Annotated in this window: 14 protein-coding genes and 1 pseudogene; 8 read left to right on the top strand and 7 right to left on the bottom strand. The window is 71.3% G+C overall.

Translation table 11 applies throughout. The annotated features are described in order from the left end of the window. The first annotated feature begins 53 nt into the window (after positions 1–53). Together QFZ64_RS29730 and QFZ64_RS29725 are read left to right on the top strand one after the other, a co-directional pair. Complete coding sequence (locus QFZ64_RS29730; RefSeq protein WP_307070558.1) at positions 54–1295, top strand: AAA family ATPase; 1242 nt, start codon at positions 54–56, stop codon at positions 1293–1295. Beyond that, positions 1292–1945 (top strand): hypothetical protein, encoded by a 654-nt coding sequence (locus QFZ64_RS29725; protein WP_307070557.1) that lies wholly within the window; start codon positions 1292–1294, stop codon positions 1943–1945. Before QFZ64_RS29730 ends, QFZ64_RS29725 begins: the two co-directional genes overlap by 4 nt. Before the next feature lie 55 nt (positions 1946–2000). On the opposite strand, the gene QFZ64_RS29720 is transcribed toward QFZ64_RS29725, so the two are convergent. Further along, entirely contained in the window at positions 2001–2207 is a 207-nt protein-coding gene (locus QFZ64_RS29720) for a DUF397 domain-containing protein (RefSeq protein WP_307070556.1), read from the bottom strand. Beyond that, entirely contained in the window at positions 2204–3034 is an 831-nt protein-coding gene (locus tag QFZ64_RS29715; protein ID WP_307070555.1) for a helix-turn-helix transcriptional regulator, read from the bottom strand. Before QFZ64_RS29715 ends, QFZ64_RS29720 begins: the two co-directional genes overlap by 4 nt. A gap of 159 nt (positions 3035–3193) precedes the next feature. Between QFZ64_RS29715 and QFZ64_RS29710 the strand changes: the two genes are divergently transcribed. The 5 genes and pseudogenes from QFZ64_RS29710 (at position 3194) to QFZ64_RS29690 (ending at position 13015) form a co-directional block, all read left to right on the top strand. Beyond that, the gene (locus tag QFZ64_RS29710; RefSeq protein WP_307070554.1) at positions 3194–3661 is read left to right on the top strand and encodes an ATP-binding protein; all 468 of its coding nucleotides are present in this window, start codon (positions 3194–3196) and stop codon (positions 3659–3661) included. 238 nt (positions 3662–3899) lie between these two features. Next, positions 3900–5525, top strand: coding sequence for a serine/threonine-protein kinase (locus QFZ64_RS29705; protein WP_307071914.1), 1626 nt, complete (start codon positions 3900–3902; stop codon positions 5523–5525). 90 nt (positions 5526–5615) lie between these two features. Next, positions 5616–7776: pseudogene (locus QFZ64_RS29700) on the top strand (UvrD-helicase domain-containing protein). A gap of 183 nt (positions 7777–7959) precedes the next feature. Beyond that, positions 7960–9093 (top strand): EcsC family protein, encoded by a 1134-nt coding sequence (locus QFZ64_RS29695; RefSeq protein ID WP_307070553.1) that lies wholly within the window; start codon positions 7960–7962, stop codon positions 9091–9093. Positions 9094–9460: 367 nt separating this feature from the next. Beyond that, the gene (locus tag QFZ64_RS29690) at positions 9461–13015 is read left to right on the top strand and encodes an AAA family ATPase (RefSeq protein WP_307070552.1); all 3555 of its coding nucleotides are present in this window, start codon (positions 9461–9463) and stop codon (positions 13013–13015) included. Here the strand turns inward: QFZ64_RS29690 and QFZ64_RS29685 are convergent. From QFZ64_RS29685 to QFZ64_RS29665, 5 genes are all read right to left on the bottom strand, one after another. Next, complete coding sequence (locus QFZ64_RS29685; protein ID WP_307070551.1) at positions 13009–13308, bottom strand: NIPSNAP family protein; 300 nt, start codon at positions 13306–13308, stop codon at positions 13009–13011. The two genes, QFZ64_RS29690 and QFZ64_RS29685, sit on opposite strands and share 7 nt — an antisense overlap. 272 nt (positions 13309–13580) lie before the next feature. Beyond that, entirely contained in the window at positions 13581–13886 is a 306-nt protein-coding gene (locus QFZ64_RS29680; RefSeq protein ID WP_307070550.1) for a hypothetical protein, read from the bottom strand. A gap of 87 nt (positions 13887–13973) precedes the next feature. Continuing rightward, positions 13974–14903 carry an AraC family transcriptional regulator gene (locus tag QFZ64_RS29675; protein ID WP_307070549.1) on the bottom strand — a complete coding sequence of 310 codons (930 nt, stop codon included), beginning with the start codon at positions 14901–14903 and terminating at the stop codon, positions 13974–13976. Positions 14904–14926: 23 nt separating this feature from the next. Next, on the bottom strand, positions 14927–15844 hold the full coding sequence (locus tag QFZ64_RS29670) for an MBL fold metallo-hydrolase (RefSeq protein ID WP_307070548.1): 918 nt from the start codon (positions 15842–15844) through the stop codon (positions 14927–14929). A gap of 238 nt (positions 15845–16082) precedes the next feature. Beyond that, positions 16083–18122, bottom strand: a complete 2040-nt coding sequence (locus QFZ64_RS29665) for an NAD(P)/FAD-dependent oxidoreductase (protein WP_307070547.1) — start codon at positions 18120–18122, stop codon at positions 16083–16085. Positions 18123–18613: 491 nt separating this feature from the next. Between QFZ64_RS29665 and QFZ64_RS29660 the strand changes: the two genes are divergently transcribed. Continuing rightward, positions 18614–20719 carry an NAD-binding lipoprotein gene (locus QFZ64_RS29660; protein WP_307070546.1) on the top strand — a complete coding sequence of 702 codons (2106 nt, stop codon included), beginning with the start codon at positions 18614–18616 and terminating at the stop codon, positions 20717–20719. Positions 20720–20868: the final 149 nt, after the last annotated feature.

Raw genomic sequence — 20868 nt, 5'->3', positions numbered from 1 at the left:
TTGCCGCCGGGCCCCGTCCCGTGTCCCCGCGTATTCACTCGATTGGTGTATCGATGTCTGGCCGTCTTCTGGAACTGCACGTCGAGAACTTCCGCAGCCTGCGCGACGTGACCGTGCCGCTCGGGCCGCTCACGGTCCTGGTGGGCCCGAACGGGGCGGGCAAGTCCAACGTGCTCAAGGTGTTCGACTTCCTCGCCGACATCATCCGCACCGACCTCCAGCCGGCGCTCGACACCCGCGGCGGCTTCGACGAGGTGGCCTTCTGGGGCGGCACCAAGCCCCCGACCACCATGCGCGTGCGCGTCAAGGCGACCTGGACCACCAATGCGACGCTCACCGCACCGGACGAGTACGACCTCACCATCCGGCGCCGCGCCCTCCGGGTGAACCGGACCGGCGAACGGTCCCCGTACTACGCCCTGTCCCGCGAGGAGAGCTTCGCCTTCAAACGCAGGCAGGGACGCGGCCGACGCATCACCATCTCGGGCGAGGAAGCCCGCATCCTCGACGTACGGGCGGGCGAGAGCGACGACAGCAGCAGCCTGAGCATCCGCAGACTGAGCAGCGGGCTCTCCACACTCCCCCGCCTCGGCCCCGCCGAGGGCGGCAACGAAGTCACGCACGTCGCCGACCGGCTCTCCTCCTTCCGGGTCTTCGACGTGGACGTCGCGGCGGCCCGGCAACCAACGCGCATGCGCGGCGGCGACTCCACCACCCTGTCCCCGCACGCCGAGAACCTGGCCGGGTTCCTGACCCACCTCAGCAACCTCGACGACGGCACCTGGGACAACCTGGTCGCCGACGCCCGCACGGTCCTGCCGCAGTTGGAGGACATCGAGTTCGAGGAACTCGGCGGGTCGATGAGCCAGACGACCGTGGTGCTCCGCGAGCGCGGCCTGCGACGACGCACACCCCTCGCCGACGCGTCCTACGGAACCGTCCGCCTCCTCGGGCTCCTCGCGCTGCTCTACGATCCGAACCCTCCCGCCTTCACCTGCATCGAGGAGATCGACCACGGCCTGCACCCGCAGGCCCTGGAACTCGTCGTGCAACGGCTGCGCGAGGCCGCCGAGCACACGCAGTTCATCGTCGCCACCCACTCCCCCGCGCTCGTCAACCGGCTGCGACCGGAGGAGTTCGTCGTCTGCGACCGCGACGACGACGGCGCGTCCGTCATCCCCGCCCTCACCGTCGACGAGGTCAAGGCCATCGTCGAGGAGTCCGGCGAACAGCCACTCGGTGAACTGTGGTTCTCCGGTGTCCTCGGCGGCGACCTCACCGGCGGCGAGCTGTGACGCCGCCGAGGGGACGGGCGTCGCGCGACCGGCGTGTCATCGTCCTGGCCGGTGAGGACCAGAACGACTGCGACATCATGGCCGCGTTACTCCGCGCCCACCGGCCCGACCTCGCCGCGGCGGCCAAGCTGGTCCGCATCAACGACCCCGTACGGTTACGGAAGAAGTCCGGGCCGGACCTCGCCGCCGCCGTCAAGACACTCGTCGGCAAGGCGCGCGCGAAGGCGCTTCAACAGCGCGGGGAGTTGGCCGGGTTCGTCGTCCACGAGGACCTGGACGGCTACACGGACGCGCGGTACGCGCGGATCCGCAAGGCCGTGGCCGACGAGTTGTCCCGCCAGTCGCCCGGCATCCCGACCGCCCTCGCGCTGGCCGCCTGGGAGAGCGAGGGGTGGTTACTCCTCTTCCCCGACGCCTTCCCGTACGTCCGGCCCCGCTGGAAGGTCCCGGATCGCCTGCGTGACAAGGACACCGGCCGCGTCAAGGACGCGAAGGAAGAACTCAAACGGGGACTCGGCCGACCCGTCTTCCGCGAGAGCGACGGCCCCGCCGTCGCCCGCGAGGCGCTGGCGCACCGGCTGATCCCCTCACCGCGCGGCACGAATCGCTCCTACGCGGACTTCGTCGACGACCTCACGGTGTGGACCTGACCACGCACTCGGGACCCGGCGCGTGCCGGGCCCCGAGTCGTACGTGCGTCGCCGGTCAGCGCCCGGCGGCCATCTCCACGAAGCCGGCCCAGGCGCCCGCGCCGAACGCGAGCCTGGCGGCGGCGGGTTGCTTGGAGTCCCTGACGAGGACGGCAGCGGGGGTTGCGGCGACCTCGACGCATTCACCGCCCCCGCCGCTGCTGTAGCTGCTCTTGAACCAGGTCGGCTCTGTCCCTGCCGGTACGGATGACTGAATGGTCATGACTCTCCTAGTAGTTGCTCAATCAAGGCCATCGACTCACACGGAGTGAGTGCCTGTGACCGGAGAATGCCATATCGGGCTTCAAGCTCACGGACCTTGCCGGAGTCGGTGTACAAGCGGCTGTCGTCCTGGACCTCGGTGTACGCGAGCCGTCGCCCGTCGGCGGCGTCGATCAGGGTGAATGGACCGCCCAGACCCGCGTGATCCGTTCTCTCGGTCGGCATCACTTGGATCTCCACGTTTCGATTCTGTCCCACGAGCAAGATCTGCTCCAACTGCCCGCGAAGTGATGCCCGCCCGCCGATGGGCTTACACAGCAGGACCTCCTCGATGACGAAGCTCAGCAATGGAGCCGGGCGGCGCGTGAAGATGTCCTGTCGCAACATCCTTGCTGCCAGACGCTGTTCGATGACCTCGTCATCCAACAGAGGACGCTGCATCTGGAAGACGGCCCGTGCGTACTCCTCCGTCTGCAACAGGCCTGGTACCCCATGAGCGGCGTACAGACAAAGACTCACCGCCGTCGACTCCAGCCTCGCCATGTCCCGGAAGTAGGCCGGATACTGCGCCCGTGCCACCTCCTCCTTCAAGGCCACCAACAAACCCCCCGCCCCCAACACCTCATCCGCCTGCTCGATGAACCGTGGCTGCGGGACGCGCCGGCCCTGCTCCAGGGAGGCGATCGTCTCCGGCGAGTAGCCGAGCCGCTTGCCCAATTCCGGCCGTTCGAGCCCCGCCTTCAGCCGCAGCAGCTTCAGTTGCCGTCCGAACGCCGTGATCACCCCCGCCCCCTGCTCGCCCACCCGTCCGCGCTGCACCTGCGCCACGTCCTCGTCCCGTACCGGTACCGACCCCACCGCACTCACACCCCTCACGCGCATCTCGCTGTACCTCCACGTACCGGGCCGCGCGGCGCCGGGTACCGACGTACCGCGTCCGCGCGCCACCTCTGGTCACGCTATGCCACGACACGCGACCGTGTGTGCATGAATGCCACACAATCACCCCTGGTCGCACCCCGGTTCACCATGCGGTTCAGCTCGACCCCGCGCGGCGCCCGGCTGGCCCGCCGCATGTGCGGGAACCGGCTGGACGCGTGGGGCGTGCCGTACGGGAGCGACGCGCACGACGTGCTCACGCTCCTCGCGGCGGAGCTCTGCGCCAACGCCGTCCGGCACGGGCACGTGTCCGGCCGGGACTTCGCCCTGCTCCTGACCGCCGACCCGGCGACCCGCACCGTACGGATCGAGGTGAGCGACACCCGGGGCGAGCGGCTGCCGGTGCTGACGCCCCCGGGGTCGTCGGAGTGCGCGGAGGGCGGGCGCGGGCTGCTGCTCGTGGAGGCGCTGGCCGACCGCTGGGGACACGCCCCGCGCCCTGCGGGGTGCCCGGGGAAGACGGTCTGGGCGGAGTACGCCGTACCTGGCTCGATTTCGCTCACGCCGCACCCGTAGCCCCGTCCGCCCCCGTCCTCCGACTGGACCCTCCCGCCACGCACCGGCCAGACTGCACGCTGATCAGGCGAGACCGCGGTGGTGCGACGGGCGGGAGGGGCGGGACCAGGTGCCGTACGGGGACGGGGACGGGAACAGTGGCGGGGACGCGAACAGAGACCGGACCGGCAGCGGGACCGGCGGGCACGTTCACGGGAACGGCGGCGGGTCCGGCGCCCCGGACCAGCCCCGGCAGCGCATCGCGGACCGGTACGAGCTGCTCGAACCGCTGAACCACGGCGGCATGGGGGACGTCTGGCGCGGCTACGACGTCGTGCTGGACCGGCCCGTGGCCGTGAAGCGGATCCGCCCGCAGGCCGTGACGTCGCCGCACCTGGCGGAGGAGTTCGAGAAGCGGTTCCGGCGGGAGGCGCGGATCACCGCGCGCATCCAGCACCCGGGCGTGCCGCAGGTGTACGACGCGGTGCTGGACGAGTCGTACGAGCAGCTGTTCCTCGTCATGGAGCTGGTCGACGGGCTCCCGCTGACCGCGTACGTGCGCCCGGAGCGGCCGCTGCCGGTGAGCTGGGCGGTGGCCGTGGCGGCGCAGGTCGCGACCGTGCTGTCGTACGCGCACGAGGTACCGGTGGTGCACCGGGACCTCAAGCCGAGCAACATCCTGGTGGCGCGGGACGGCACGGTGAAGGTGCTCGACTTCGGCATCGCGGCGATCCTGCGGACGGACGTCACCAAGCTGACGTCGACCGGGAGCCCCATCGGGACGCACCGGTACATGGCGCCGGAGCAGGTGCGGGGCGCGGGTGTCACCCCGCGTACGGACCTGTACGCCCTCGGTTGTGTGGTGCACGAACTGCTGTGCGGGGAGCCGCTGTTCAGCGGGAAGAGCGAGTGGCAGCTCATGACGCAGCACGTGACCGTCGCGCCGACTCCCCTGCGGGAGCTTCGGCCCGACGTGCCCGAGGCGCTGGAGGAGCTGGTCCTGCACCTGCTCCTCAAGGCGCCCGAGGCACGGCCGGTGGACGTGCAGGAGGTGTACGAGCGGCTGCGGCCGTTCCTGCCCTCGCCCGGCGAGGAGCCCTCCGCCGCCGAGCGGGCCGCCGTGGAGGCCGGGCCCGAGGGGGTGCCCGATCCGACCGGGATCTTCCGCCGCCCGTACGCGCCGCGTGCGCGGGGCGGTACGGGCAGGGCGCGTCCGGCCGTGCCCGGCGACGACGCCGGACCCGGCGTGCCGCCCGGGGTGCCGCCCGTCGTGCTTCCCGAGGCGGAGCGGGAGGCGTGGCGGCAGCGGATCCGCGAGGTGCAGGCGCACTACGCGGCGTTGATGGACGAGGAGCGGTACGCGCAGGCCGCCGAGGTGATGGCCGAGCTGATCGAGCCGGCCGCGCGGGCGCTCGGCGCGGAGAACCGGCCGGTGCTGCGGCTGCGGATGTGGCGGGCGGTCAGCCTGCAGCTGGCCGGGGACCACCGGGCGGCGCTGCCGGAGTTCGAGGCGCTGGCGGACGCGTACGCGCGGTCCGGCGGGCGGGGCGGCACGGAGGTCCGCGACTGCCTGGCCCAGGCTGCCCGCTGCCGGGGCCAACTGGGGCAGGTGACGCAGGCGTTGTCGGGGCTGAGCAGGGTCCTGGAGATGGTCCGCGCGGCGGACGGCGACGTCAGCGAGGAGGCGGTGGAGCTGCGCCGCGACATCGGCATGCTGCTGTTCACGCAGGGCCGGACGGCCGAGGCGTACGACGTGCTGGAGCCCCTGCACGCGGACCTGTGCGTGGTGCTGGGCGCGCACCACGAACTCACCGAGGAGGTCGCCGAGACGCTGGCCGTGATCCGCCTCGACCTCGACGGCGAGGCCCCGGGCTCCCCGTCCTGACCGGTCCCCGGCCTGCCTGAACCGGGCCCTTCGCGCCCGCGGAGGGCCGTACCGCCCGCACCGCCCCGTACTGCCCCTTAGGATCCCGTTATGCCGCAGCTCGCCTTCGACATCGGTTTCTTCGCCGAACTGCCCAAGCTCCAGCCGCCCGTCCGGAAGGGTGTGCTGGACGCCTGGGAGAAGTTCCACCGGCTCACCCTGGACCAGCTGTTCAAGGACCCGGGGCTGAAGCTGGAGAGCCTGACGCGGGCGAAGGACAAGCAGATCCGGACCATCCGCATCGACCAGTTCTGGCGCGGTGTGGTCCTCGCCCCGCCCTCCGGGGACACGTTCGTGCTGCTGCGGGTGATGCAGCACGACAAGGCCATCGCGTGGGCGGAGGAAGCAGAGGGCGAGCATCAACGCGGTGACCCGGGCCGTCGAGATCCGGGACGCGGAGACCCTGGACGAGCTGACACCGGCGTACGAGCGGGTGGCCCAGGACTCGCCGAAGGAGCGGCTGTTCGCGCGCTTCTCCGACGGGGACCTCAAGGCACTGGGCATCGACGAGGAGACGCTGCGGCAGGCCAGGTCGCTGCTGGACAAGGAGCAGTTGGAGGTCTTCGCGCCGCTGCTGCCGCAGGACCAGCGGGAGGTGCTGCAGTTCCTGGCCGAGGGATGCTCGGTCGAGGAGGTGTGGCGGGAGATCGTCGCGCCCGCGCTGCAGGCGTCGTCGTCGGCGCAGGTGGACACCCGGGACTACGACACGGCGATCCGGCACAGCAGGGCACGCATCGCGCTGGTCACGGCGTCGGAGGAACTGCGGGACATCCTGGAGAAGCCGTTCGCGGCGTGGCGGGTGTTCCTGCATCCCTCGCAGCGGAAGGTGGCGTACCGGGCGTCGTACTCGGGGCCCGCGCAGGTGACGGGCGGACCGGGCACCGGCAAGAGCGTCGTCGCCCTGCACCGGGTCAGGCACCTGCTCGGCCATCTGCGTGACGGCGACCGCATCCTGCTGACGACATACACCATCGCCCTTGTCGACGCCCTCCGTTCGGGCCTCGAATCGCTGGTGGAGGACGCCGGGCTGCGGGACCGGGTGGACATCATGACCGTGGACGGGCTCGCGAGCCGGGTCCTCGCGGAGGTGCCCGGCGCGGTGCCGCTGCGGCCGCTGATGGGCGGCGAGGAGGAGAGCCGCTGGGGCGAGGCGGCGAAGGCGACAGGGTTCACGGGCAGCGCGCGGTTCCTCGCGCAGGAGTACCGGCACGTGATCCTCGCGCAGGGCATCGAGAGCCTCGCGGAGTACGAGGCGGCGGACCGGCGCGGGCGCGGCAGCCGGCTGACGGCCGCCGAACGGCCGCTGGTGTGGGAGACGGTGGAGCGGTTCACGGCCGACCTCGCCGCGGACGGGGCCCGCACCTGGCTGGGGACGTGCGTGGAAGCGGCGCGGCTGCTCGGCGAGCAGGGGCCGCGGTACCGGCACGTCGTGGTCGACGAGGCGCAGGACCTGCATCCGGCGCAGTGGCGGCTGCTGCGCGCGGCCGTCCCGCAGCGCCCGGACGACCTGTTCGTCGCGGGCGACCCGCACCAGCGGATCTACGACTGCCGGGTGTCGCTGAAGTCGCTGGGCATCGCGGTGACCGGCCGCTCCGTGAAGCTCCGCAAGAACTACCGCTCCACCCAGGAGATCCTGCGCTGGTCCACGGCCCTGCTCGTCGGCCGCCCGATCGTCCAACTGGAGGACGAGAACCGCAAGGACACCCTGCTCGGCTACCGCTCCGCCCTCCACGGCGAGGGCCCGGCCGTGCACGGCGCGGACACGGAGGAGGCGGAACTCGACGCCCTCGTCGACCGGGTACGGACCTGGCGCGAGGCGGGCGTCGCACCCGGCGACATCGGGGTCAGCGCCCGCTTCAACAAGACGTGCGCGAAGGCGGTGGCGCACCTCAAGGCCGCCGGCATCCCCGCGGCCCCGTTGCGCGCGGCCGACCCGGACGGCGACACCGACGCCGTACGCGTGGGCACCATGCACTCCTTCAAGGGCCTGGAGTTCCGCTGCGTCGCCGTCATCGGCGTCAACGAGGCCACCCTCCCGTACCCGAAGGCCATCACCCCGGCCGAGGCAGACCCCCAACAACACGAGGCCGACCTCCTCTCGGAACGCTGCCTCCTCTTCGTCGCGTGCACGAGGGCCCGCGACAGCCTGTACGTGTCGTGGACGGGGGAACGGAGTCCGTTCCTGCGCGAGGCGGGCGTCACCGCAGACTGAACGCGGCGGCTTCGGCGCGTCCCGAACGGCTTTCGGCAGACGCACTCAAGTGGCGCGAAAGCTCTTGTTAACTACGTCAACTGACACATACCTATTGACGCTTGCCTACCTCGTATACGGTGACGACCACGCAGTGCGCACGCGTGAGTGCGGATCACCACGTGCAACATCCCAGGGGGGACCATGAGCAACTCGCACCAGCCCGATTCGCTGCCCTCGAAGTACGAACTCGAGGTATGGGAGTCCATCCAGCAGTACAAGGGCCGACCCTTGTCACAGGCGATGCAGAACGCCGGCGAGCACGTGGCCAACGGCGTCGCGCAACTGGGCAAGCGGGCCGCCAAGCAGTTGGAGAAGCACCCCCGTGCCGTGTCGGCGGTCTCGCGAGGTCAGGATTTCGTCGCCAAGGGCGCGTCCAAGGCCGGAGCGAAGGCACGCGACGCCGCCGAGCACATGCCGGAATGGGGCGGCACCGCCGTGCAGTCCGTGCGGAAGACGGTGGGGAAACTTTCGCGCGCGGGGCTTTCCCCCAAGCGGGTCGTGACGCTCCACAACAAGCGCGGGCACGAGATCACCGCGCTCTCCGACGTGCGCCGCATGGACCTCGAAGAGGTCGAGAAGGTCCGCGGTCGGGGGGCGAGTTGGTACTACCCCATCGCGGCGGCACTCTCGGGCGCGGGCGCCGGTCTCGCGATCACCGGAGGACAGCTCGCCATCCCCGCCTCCGGAGGCGCCGCCGCGGCGCCGTCGGCCGGTGCGATCGCGGGGGCGTTCACGGCGGACACCGCGGTCGTCCTCGGCCTCTCCTCCCGGGCAGTCGGCCAGATCTCCCTCTTCTACGGCTACGACCCCGAAGAGCCGTCCGAGAAGCTGTTCATCATGTCGGTCGTCAACCTCGGAACCGCGAGTTCGGCCACCGCCAAGAACGCTGCGATGGCCGACATCTCGAAGCTCACCCAGGCGCTTTTCCGGGGCAAGTCCTGGGACGTCCTGAACAACGCGTTCATCACCAAGGTCGCCGAGAAGTTCACCAAGGCCTTCGGCGTCCGTCTCACCAAGAAGGGGCTCGGCAAGGCCGTACCCGCCTTCGGCATCGTCGTCGGCTCCACCCTGAACTGGGCGACGCTGGAAGGGATCGTGGACGCGGCCGAGATGGCGTACCGACGCCGGTTCCTCCTGGAGAAGTACCCGTACCTCGCCGAGGAGGAGGTACCCGTGTCGTTCACCGACCCGGACGACGACGCCCCGGACAACGCCGACGAGAAGATCAGCATCGTCGATGAAATCATCGAAGAGGGCGGCCCCGACCTCCGCTGACGCAACTCCCCGGCGGGCACGCACCCACCCGCCGGTACGGCGTGACTCACGCCCCGGCCGCGAACCGCACGGCGGCGGTTCCTCGTCCGGCGGCAGCGTCGACACCGTGCACCCCGGCTCCTCTTACGCGCCGACCGGGGACTCTGCGGGGAAACCATCCGTGTGGCTGGTTTCCCCGGCCGCTCTTGAACTCGTGCTGTGACTGCACGGATGATGCCAGTGACTCTTCGTGTGGCATCCGTCGACGAAGCGGAAACGGGCCCGGCACCGGGCGCGGAGAACGACGAAACGGGGACGTCGGAGTGGTGAGCAGGGATCATGCCGGTCGCCGACCGGAGGCCGATGCCGTATGAGACACCGTCTCCACGTGGTCCTTCAGATCATGCTCGCCCTCGTCGCCGTTCTGCTCGGTATCGCCACCAACTACGCCACCAGTACGGACGACGCGCCCTGGGCCCTGGAGGTCATCCGGCGCGGTTCCGTGCCCGCCGTGGGTGTGCTCATTCTGGCCATGGTCGTCGGTCAGGTGGTCGTGTACCGGCTGGAGAATCCCGAGCCCGAACGGACCGACTGGCCCCGTGACCGCATCCCGTACCCGGGACTTGACGCCTACGCCGAGGACGAGGCGGCCGTCTACTTCGGCCGGGAGGCACAGGCCGCCGAACTCACGCGGAGACTGCATGTCTCCGCGAACTCCCCGGCGGACCGGTGCCTGCTGCTGACCGGGGCCTCCGGCAGCGGCAAGTCCTCTCTCGTCCGGGCCGGGGTCATGCCCCGGCTCCGGCGGCGCCGCTGGACGATCGTGCCGACGTTCGCCCCCGGACCGAACCCGCTCGGCTCGCTGGCCGCATCCTTGTCCGTGGCCGGCGGCGGCCGGGAGTCGGCGAGCACCGTGCTGCGGCGGCTCCGGCAGGGGCCGGACAGTCTCGCCGCCGAGGTGGCACGGCTGCGCGGCGGACAGTTCCGGCGGGTGCTGCTCGTCATCGACCAGTTCGAGGAACTCGTCACCCTCGCGGGCGAGCGGGAGCAGGCTCAGTTCCTCGAGGCACTGCATACCTGCCTGCGACAGGAACCCTCCGTCCGGGTACTGGCCGCCTGCCGGGTGGACCTCCTGGGGCGACTGCTCGACACCGGGCACGCCGAGATGCTGCAACACCCCGTGGCCATCGGCACGTTGAGCCGGGCACAGCTCGCCCAGGTCGTCGAGCGGCCTGCCGCCCTGGTGGGCATCGACTTCGCCCCCGGTCTCGTAGCGACGATCGTGGACGACACCGGCACCGACGACGCGTTACCCCTCCTCGCCTATCTCCTCCAGGAGTTGTACTTCGACTGCGGGCCCGGCGGCACGGTCACCGAGGAGGCGTACCACCGGCTCGGGGGCGTCGCGGGGGCACTGGCGCGGCAGGCCGACAGCACCGTGGCCGCTCTTGGCTCGCCCGACGGCATCGAGTCCGCTCTGCGGGTGCTCCTGAGGTTCGTCACTCTGGAGGAACACGACCTCGCGCGCCGCCCCGTACGGCTGAGCGAACTCACCGACCGGGAGCGGCAGGTGGTGGATGCGTTCATCGACGCGCGTCTCATCCGATCCGACGCGACCTCGGCGGCGTCGGCGACCACCACCGCCCTCTCGGATGCGTACGCCGAGGTGACGCACGAGGCGCTGTTCCGGCAATGGGCCCCGCTCCGGCAAGAAGCGGAGGCGCGCGCGGAACGGTTGCGTGAGCGCGCCGAGTTGGAGCGGTGGGCCCGGGACTGGGAGCGGGCCGGCCACAGCGCGGACTACCTCCTCACCGGTGAGCGGCTCACCGTCGCCCAGCGGTGGCTGAGGGCGTTGGAGGAGGCCGGGCAGGCGTCGGCGCCCGCACGCGCGCTCGTCGACGCGTCACAGCGTCGGGACTCGGCCTTCCTCGGCCGGATCTCCGACAGCATCGGCCGGCAGGTCCTGGCGAGCGCGGAGACGGAACCCGAGCGCGCCCTGTTGCTCTCCCTGGCCGCGCTCGGCGAGTGCGCGCCGACACCGGCCGCACGGCGCGGACTGCTGACGGCACTGGCTGCCGGACACCTCCGTACGGTGCTCGACGGGCACACGGACACGGTCCGGAACGTCGCGTGGTCCACCGACGGACGGCTGCTGGCCACCGCGTCGCGGGACGGCACGGCACGGCTGTGGGACGCGGAGTCGGGTCGCCCTCTGCGTGTGCTGCCGTGCGACGGGGCCATGGTCGAGTCGGTGTCCTTCTCCCCCGACGCGGCACACCTGGCCACCGCGGGCCGCGACCAGGTCGTACGAGTCTGGGACACCGCCTCCGGTGAACCGGTACGGCAGCTCACCGGTGCCGGGGACATCGGCCGGCAGGTGGCGTGGTCACCGGACGGGGCACGGATCGCCGCCACGTTCAAGGACAAGGTCGTCCGGGTGTGGGAGGCCGGCACCGGACGGCTCGTGCACGCGCTCACCGGGCACACCGACGACGTCTGGGGCGTGGCCTGGGCCCCGGACGGGGCACGGATCGCCACCGCCTCGCACGACCGGACGGTCATCATCTGGGACGCGGCGACGGGAGCCGCCAAGGCGGCTCTGGTGGGTCACACGGAGTTCGTCGAGGGCATCGTCTGGTCGCCGGACGGAAAGCTGCTGGCCACGGGCTCCGGTGACCTCACCTCCCGCATCTGGGACGCCCGCACCGGCGCACTGCGACTGCTCCTGCGCGGCCACACCGACTACGTGTGGAACCCGTCCTTCTCACCGGACGGACGACTGCTCGCCACCCCGTCCTCCGACCGGACCGTGCGGATCGTGTCCACGGAGGACGCGAAGGTGGTGGCGGTGCTGCGCGGGCACAGCGACACGGTGTGGTCCGTGGCCTGGTCGCCGTCCGGGACCCGGCTCGCCACCGCGTCGACGGACGGCACCGGGCGCGTGTGGGACCTCAACCCGAAGGGTGCCGAGTCCGTGCTGGTCCACGGGCACGACGGCCCGGTCCATCAGGCCGTGTGGTCCGGCGACCAGACCCGTCTCGCCACCGCCTCGGACGACGGCACGGCGCGGATCTGGGACGCGGAAAACGGCACACCCGCCGGACCGACGACGGTGCTGGGCGAACGGGTGTGGAGCGTTGCCTGGGCCGCGCACGGTGACCGCTTGGCCCTCAGCACTGCCGACGGCCTGTTCCGTGTCCTCGACGGAACCGGCCGCACGGTGTTCGAGGCGCGCGGCGAACCCGTCGAGGGATGCGCGTGGGCCCCGGACGCCCGGCGCGTCGCGACCGGCGGCCACGACGGCACCGTACGTCTGTTGTCCGCCGTCGACGGCACGGAGCTGGCCAAGCTGACCGGGCACCAGGACTGGGTGGGGCGGGTGGCATGGTCCTCGAGCGGGCGGAAGCTGGCCAGTTGCTCCGACGACCGCACCTGCCGTCTGTGGGACACCGCCGATGGCACCCTGCTGACGGTGCTGCGCGGACACGGCAACTACGTGGAGGACGCCGCCTGGTCGCCGGACGAGGAGCGGGTCGCCACGGCATCCGGCGACTGGACGGCCGCCGTGTGGGACGCGGCGACGGGCCGGCGCATCGACGTGCTGAAGGGCCATGAGGGACGGGTCCGCACCGTCTCCTGGTCCCCCGACGGCAGTCGCCTCGCAACCGGCTCCGACGACCGCACGGTGCGGCTCTGGTCCGCGACGACGTACGAGGAACTTGCCGTCGTCGGCGTCCACCGGGACAAGGTGACCTCGGTGGCGTGGTCCCGCGACGGCGCACGGCTGCTCACGGCGTCCGCCGATGGCACCGCGCGGATCTGGCCCGCCGATCCCGACTTCGAACGGTTGGAGGCACGAGCACGCGGGCGCGTCTTCCGCACACTGGACGCGGAGGAACGGCGGCAACACCTGCTGCCACCGGATTCCGCCGACAGTCAGTAACGTTCCTCGACCGTACGGTCGTCGGTGTGTACGAGGTAGTCGTCCGGGTCGAGGCCCATCGCCTCTCGCTCGGGCGACGCCCAGTACAGCGCGCTGCGCTCGGCGAAGGTCTCCGGGCCCTCGTAGGAGATCAGCCAGACGAACTGGTTGCGCTCCCGGTCCACCCAAGCCCCGCCGATCTCGAAGCCCAACTTCAGCCGCAGCGGCACGATGTCACCGCGCCACCGCTCGACCCACTCGTCGAGCATCCCTTCACGGACGGTGTATGTACGCAGCTGAGTAGTCCTGGGCATCGCGCGCGTCCTCCCGCTCTCCTGTCGGCCCGTCCACCGACACCACCGATCGTGCCACTCAACGGTGGATGGCGACACGACGTACAGCCGCCAGGATCATCGAACAGTGGCGGATGTTCGGCAACATCCTCAGCCGTACGGACGACTGTCCTGCACGCCGTAGGGAATCGCGTAGCGGTTCTGCCGGTCCAGTGTCTCGAAATCTCGAAGAACGCCGCCGCCGGCCGGGTCGGCAGCCGGAGCCGCCGTGCGGTCGTCCGCGGTCGTGGCGCCTACCAGTAGGTGCGCGTGACCTTGTCGGGCAGCCGCCCCTGCCGCTCCGCCTCCCGGAGGATGGCCACTGCCACCACCATGAAAGCGTTACGGACCCTCGGATCCGCGTCCGGGTTCTCCATGCTTTCCCGGTTCTTGTCGAGGCGCATGCGACCGAGGGCTTCTCCCTCCGAAGTGCAGGGTCGGGCGACCGATCCCTCCGGGTTGATCAGGATATTGCCGATGTCCCCCTCCACGGTGCTCCATGCGTAGACGGATCCCGCCTCGGAAGAGAGAGTCCTCTTACTGATGAACGATGCGGTCACAGGCGTTGGCCTCATTTCCCTCTCGCTACGGTCGTTTCCGTTCCGTTCGGGCTCCCGCCCCTTGCACACCCTCACTCCTTGGCGCTCTCACCCCGTCATCCCGGACTCCGGATCCCAGCGGGTCGGTTGCCGGTCGCCGCCGTGTCTCAGGCGGTAGCGGCCGGGGGCGATGCCGTGGGCGCGTTTGAAGGCGTTGGCGAAGGCGTACCGCGAGCCGTAGCCGACGCTTCGCGCGACGGAGTCGAGGGGGGTGTCGCCGTTCTTGAGCAGGCGGGCGGCGACGCTCAGGCGCCACCAGGTCAGATAGGCCAGTGGCGGCTGCCCCACCAGGCCGGTGAACCGGCGGGCGAAGGCCGCCCGGGACATGGCGGCCTCCTTGCCCAGGTCCTCCACCGTCCAGGCGCGGGCCGGGTCCTTGTGCATGGCGTTGAGCGCGGCGCCGACGACGGGGTCGGCCAGCGCCGCGGACCAGCCGGGTGTGCCGCTGCCGGACTCGTCGTCGAGCCAGGCCCGGAGCATGTAGACGAGCAGCAGGTCGAGCAGTGTGGACAGGGCGGAGACGGTGCCCTGGCGCGGGGTGCGCAGTTCGTCGCCCAGCAGGGACACGGCCGAGCGCAGTGCGGGATGGCGCCCGAACTGCGCGCGCAGGTGGATGACTTCCGGCAGTGTGGTCAGCAGGGGGTGGGACCGCGTGCGGTCCAGGCGGTAGGCGCCGCAGAGCAGGGAAGTGACTTCGTCGGTGTGGCCGGCGCCCTCCAGGGTGTGCTGTGTGCCGTGCGGGGTGAGGACGACGTCACCCGTGTCCAGGGCGCGGGGCGGGGCGTCGTCCGTCAGCAGTCTGCAGGACCCGTTCAGCACGATGTGGAAGCCCGCTCCGGCGAAGGGCGCGAACGGGATGCGCCACGTGCCCGCGCGGTCCTCCCGGTTGGCGAACGGCCGGCCGGAGCGGAGGGAGGAGATGACGTCACTGAGCACATCCACGTCCACATCGACTTCCAGGTTTGCGTCCACGCCCACGGCCTGGTCCACGTCCGCCTGCCTCACTCCCCCGGCGCCGCCAGGGGTGCCCACTGCTTGATGACGAAGTCTGTGCCCTCCCGGGCGACTTCGGCCACTCCCGCGCCGCCCAGGTGGGCCGGGACGACGAGGGCGTTGGTGTCCGCTGCCCGCTCCAGCATGCGGCGGCGGGTGAGCGCCGCCTGCCGCTGGTCCTCGCTCAGGCAGGTGTCGTGGTCGGGCAGGAGGAACTGCAGCGGCGTGTGGACGACGTCGCCGACGAAGAAGGCACGGTCCGTACCGGAGTGCAGTTCGAGCACCGCGGAGCCGGGCGTGTGCCCGGGGGCATGGCGGAGGGACAGGCCCGCGTCGAGCGCGTGTGCGGCGCCGTCCCACAGGACGGCCTGACCGGCCCGGTGCACGGGCAGCACGCTGTCCTCGAACCCCGCCCTGCTGTCGGCGGGGTCCGCGAAGTCCGACCTGGGGGTGACGCCGTTCGCCGGGTTCCAGTAGTCGAAGTCTGCCTTGTGCATCAGGTACCGGGCGTTCGGGAACGTCGGGGCCCATTCGCCGTTCACCAGCCGGGTGTTCCAGCCGACGTGGTCGGTGTGCAGGTGGGTGTTGACGACCGTGTCCACGTCCTCGGGCCGTACGCCGATCGCGGCGAGCCGGTGCAGGAAGTCGCCGTCACGGTCGGCCAGCAGGGGGTGGACGCGCGGCTTGTGGTTGCCCAGCCCGGTGTCCACGAGGATCGTGCGCCCCTGCCCCCGCAGCACCCAGGTCTGCATGTGGGCCCGGTAGTCACCGCTCGCGGCGTCCCAGTGGTGCGGGTCCAGCCAGCTCCTGTGCTCTCGCCAGGCGTCGGCGGGGAGGGAGGGGAACAGCACGTCGGCCGGTGCGAAGCGGCCGTGCCACTCGGTGATGCGGGTGATCTCGAAGTCGCCGAGCGTGAAAGTCTGCATGCGTCGACCGTAGGAGCGCCCGATGAGACGTTCAATGCGCGAGAGTGCCTCGCCGATACGTCATCGTCTCGCACCGGGGGTCTGTCGGGTACGCCCGGCGGCGGTGCCTTTCCCCGCCGCCGGGCCGGCACGAACGGTGAAGCGGCCAGCGGGCCGGGCCGGTTCGAGCCGGTTCGGTTCGGGCCGGTCCTCACCGATCGGTCACGCGCCCAACGCGCTCACCCGCCCCCTCACCCGCTCACCCGTGCGTGCCCGTGTGGATCTCCAGGGCGACCCGCACCGCGGACTCCACGGCTCCCTCGATCCACGCCGGCTTGACCGACGTGTGGTCCCCGGCGAAGTGCAGCGGCCCTTCGTGTACGGGGATGGTGTGCAGCAACTCCGTGTGCTGGCCGGGCAGGAGCACGGATGCCTCCCCGTAGGCGTAGGGGTCGCGCAGCCAGCTCTGGGTGCGTCCGGCGCCGGTGTAGAACACCTCGACGCGCCGCCCGTAGACCTGCTGGAGACCGCACAGGGCGTGCGGGTACCGCGCCTCGTCGTCCAGGGAGTCCCAGCGCATGGCGTCGTCGGCCCAGCTGTAGGAGGCCAGCACCACGCCTCCCGCGCTGCCCGGAACCGGGTGGGAGGGGTGGAACATGAACCGGTTGGCGTTGTCCGACACCGAGCCGCCCCCCACGACGTGGACCGCCTCCGGCTCGTCGCGCGCGACCGCGCGGTTGGCGGCGTAGTGAGTGCGCTGGCCCGCCGTGATGTGCCCGTCGGGCACGGAGGGGTGGGCGCCGAGCAGGCTGCCGTCCGAGGCGGCGCGGCCGGTGCGGTAGGCGTCGTACAGGTCCGGGTCGATGGCACGCAGCTCGCGCTTCCAGTCGGCCTCGTCGAACTCCCACCAGCGGCGGCTGAATTCGAGCAGCACCTTGGTCGCGCTGTCGTGATGCAGTTCGCAGACCGCGCGGCGCTTGCCGTAGGACATGGGCGGGTCGATCTGTACGTGACGCAGTCCGGCGAACGGCACCGTGACCACGGCGACGTCCGCCGTGAACTGCTCGCGTACGACAGGGCCTTCGCGGCCCTCGGAGACGGTGTCGACCCACACGTGCGGGCCCTTGTCCCGGACGTGCTCGGTGTTGCCGGAGGGGCGGTCGGGGTGGTGGTACTCGATGCGCGTGACCCGCCGGTCGAACCGCACGTCCTTGCGTACCCGTTCCAGGAGGGCGTCCGGCAGTACGGCCGTGCCGCCCGTCAGTTCGTAGAAGGGGGTGTCGGGGCTGATGAGGGAGGACCCGATGAAGCTGTGGATGAAGGACAGGGGAAGCCGTGAGGTGAGGTTCTCCAGGGTGCCGATCAGGTCGACAGTCCGCTCGTCGAGGCCGGCGTGTTCGGTCAGGAAGCGGAACATCGACCAGTCGCCGAACCGCTGCACCACGCGCGCCCAGCCCCGCAGCCGCTCCGGAAGCGGCTTGTCGACCCGCTTGCCGTCGTGGCCGACGGTGCTGAACTCGTCGCGCACCGGGTCCAGCACGGAACGCAGGATGGTGGCGGCGGGAGTGTCCCAGTGGGCCCGGGGGACACCGAAGGACCGGTTGACCCGCCGGGGCGCGCGGGCGTAGTCGGCGCGCCGCACGCGGATGCCGTTGACGTGGAGCCAGGTGTGGTTGGCGGGACGTCCCTCGGAGTCGACGTCGACGTAATGGAAGGGCCGCTTCTTCAGGCCGAACTTGTCGATCAGCTCCATCACCAGGGTGTGGCTGCCGGGGATGCGCATCGCGCCCGCTTCGGCGTACTGGCGGGGGTCGGCGAAGGGCTGCTCGGCGCCCTCGTGGCCGCCCTTGCGGAAGGTCTTGATGCGTCCGCCCGCACGGTTGCCGTTGGCCTCCAGCACCGTCACCCGGTGACCGGCCTCCCGCAGCAGCCAGGCGGCCACCAGCCCGGCCGGGCCGGCGCCGATGACCAGGACGTTCTTGGGCCGCGTACGTCGCCCGGTGGGCAGTCCGTCGTGAAGGACGCGGTGGTAGCGCGGGACGAGGGGGTGGTCGTCGGAGTCGAGCACGAGCAGTGCGCGGGCGACGGAGAGACAGCGGTCGAAGTCGGGGCCGGGTGCGGCCGGTGCTGCGGGGGCCGCCGGCGCTGCCGCGGGCAATGCCGTGGCGGTTCCCGCGGACAGAGCCGTGGCGGTTCCCGCGGTGAGGGCGGTCGCCGCCGCGGCGGTCCCCGCCGCCGTCGCGAAGCTCCTGCGGGAAAGACCGTCCTGTGCGCGGATCACCGCGTGTTCTTCAGCCATGGCGGCTTTTGTACCGGCGGCCGCTCCCCCGCGCCGCAGTTCACAGCGGTGTTGACCCGAAGGAGCGAAACGACGACGAACCCTGACGCCACAACGAACCTGACGCCACAACGAACCTGACGCCACGACGAACCCTGACGCCACGACGGACCTCGACGACACGGCGAACCTGACGCCACGGCGAACCTGCGCCACGACGACGCCACGGCGGATCTGGCGCCATGGCGGACCCCGACGCCACGACCGACCCCGCGAGGGCGGCGGGAGACCCGAAGGGATGAACGCCACCCGGACTCCGTCCGCCGTCACGCCCGCTCCTCCAGACTGCCGGACAGGTGCCCGCATCAGCATCCGCGTCCGTGCTCTCCGGCGGCCCGCGCGGCGCACCACGTACACGGCGCCGGTCCGGCCCCGCGCGAGAGCGCCGACGAGGAGCCGGTGAGAGCGCCGACGAGGAGCCGGCCGAGGGAGCCGGCGAGGAAGGGGGAGGCATGACGCAGCGGCGCACTCCGTTCGGCGCGAGAGCCCGTTACTGGTTCGACAGCACGCTGGCCCGCGGCACCTCCGCCCTCTTCGGCTGGATGGTGCTGCTGTGCCTGGGCGTCGTCGTCCCGGCCAGCGCGGTGCTGGTGTGGACCGACCCCGCCGCACCGGCGTCCCTGACGGGACGGCTGGCGCTCGTGTGGCACCTCACCGGGGAGACGCTGCGGCTGGGCGGCACGACGGGCACACCGCTGCGCATGCTGATGTCGGTACTGCTCGCTCTGATCGCCCTGCTGTACGTCTCGACGCTCGTCGGTCTGATCACAACAGCGCTCACGGAGCGGCTCACCGCGCTGCGACGGGGCCGGTCCACCGTGCTCGAACAGGGGCACGCCGTGATCCTGGGGTGGTCGGAGCAGGTCTTCACGGTGGTCGGCGAGCTGGTGGCCGCCAACGCCAACCAACGGCGTGCGGCGGTGGCCGTACTGGCCGACCGGGACAAGACCGCGATGGAGGAGGCCCTGGCCACGAAGGTGGGCGCCCTCGGCCGTACGCGGCTGATCTGCCGCAGCGGTCCCACCACCGACCCGGCCGTGCTCGCCCTGGCCAGCCCCGCCACGGCCGGTGTCGTACTGGTCCTGCCCCATGACGAACCCGACGCCGACGCCGAGGTGGTGAAGACACTGCTGGCGCTCAGGGCGGCCCTGGCCGGGCAGGGGAACCAGCCGCTCGTCGTCGCCGCCGTCCGGGACGACCGCTACCGCCTGGCCGCCGCTCTCGCCGCCGGGCCGGGCGGCGTCGTCCTGGAGAGCGACACCGTCACCGCCCGGATGATCGTGCAGGCCGCCCGCCGCTCCGGGCTCTCCCTCGTCCACCAGGAACTCCTCGACTTCGCAGGCGACGAGTTCTACCTGGTCGCCGAACCCTCCCTGACCGGCCGCCAGTTCGGAGACGCACTCCTCTCCTACGCGACGTCGAGCGTGGTCGGGGTGATGCGCGGAGACACTCCCCTGCTCAGCCCGCCGCCGCACACGCTCCTGCTCCCGGACGACCTGCTCATCGTCCTCACCCGTGACGACGACACGGCCCGGCCCGAGGACTGCGCGGAGCCGGCCGAGGAGGCGGCGATGACTTCCGGTCCCCCGACTCCCGCGCGGCCGGAGCGGGTCCTGCTGCTGGGCTGGAACCGCCGGGCGCCGCTCATAGTCGAGCAGTTGCGCCGTCGCAGTCGGCCCGGGTCGGTCGTCGACGTGGTGGCGGACAGCGGCGGAGCGACGGCACGGCAGATCGACGAGGCCGCCGGAACCACCGGAACCACCAAAACCACCGGAACCGACAAGACAATCGAGACCGCCGTCAACGAAACCCACGAACCCACCGAAACCACAGAACCCACTGAACCCACTGAACCCACCGAAACCGAAGAAGCCGACGAAGCCGTCCAGTCCGCCGAGACCGATACTCGCGGCGACACCGCCCCCACCCCCGCCCCGACCCCACCCCTGGGCCCGGCCCCGACCCCGCCCCTGACCCTGACCCTGCACCGCGGGGACATCACCCGTCCCGACACCCTTCACCGCCTGGACGTCCACTCCTACGACAGCGTCATCGTGCTCGGCCAGGACTCCGCTCCCGGACAGCCGCCGGAAGACCCGGACAACCGCACGCTCATCACCCTCCTGCTCCTGCGCCGACTGGAGGAAGCCACCGGGCGCCCACTGCCGGTCGTCACCGAACTGATCGACGACCGCAACCGGGCACTGGCACCCATCAGCCCCGGAGCCGACGTGATCATCAGCGGCAAGCTCATAGGCCTGCTGATGGCGCAGATCAGCCAGAACCGGCACCTGGCGGCGGTGTTCGAGGAGTTGTTCTCCGCGGACGGCGCCGGGGTCCGCCTGCGGCCGGCCGGCGACTACGTACTGCCGGGGTGCGAGACGTCCTTCGCCACGGTCGTGGCCGCGGCACGCCGCCGCGGCGAATGCGCCATCGGCTACCGGAGCCAGGACGGCTCCTCGACGGGCCCCGGCTACGGTCTGCGGATCAACCCGCACAAGGCCGAGCGACGCCGCTGGACGGCCGAGGACGAGGTGGTCGTGGTCGGCCAGGATTGAATCCTCCCGTTACCGACCGACACATCCCGTTCTGCGCGCCCATTCACACACGTCACTCACCGAATGCGCTTTCGGACTCAGCGCACCGTATGGCTAATATCAAGCCACCCACCGCTACTTTCTGACGTGCTTTCGTCACTGGTACGGCT

Origin of the sequence: Streptomyces sp. B3I8 (genome assembly GCF_030816915.1) — a bacterium.
In the GTDB taxonomy this organism is placed as follows: Bacteria; Actinomycetota; Actinomycetes; order Streptomycetales; family Streptomycetaceae; genus Streptomyces.
The sequence above is the reverse complement of the archived record's forward strand: the minus strand, read 5'-3'. Positions and strand labels throughout refer to the sequence as shown.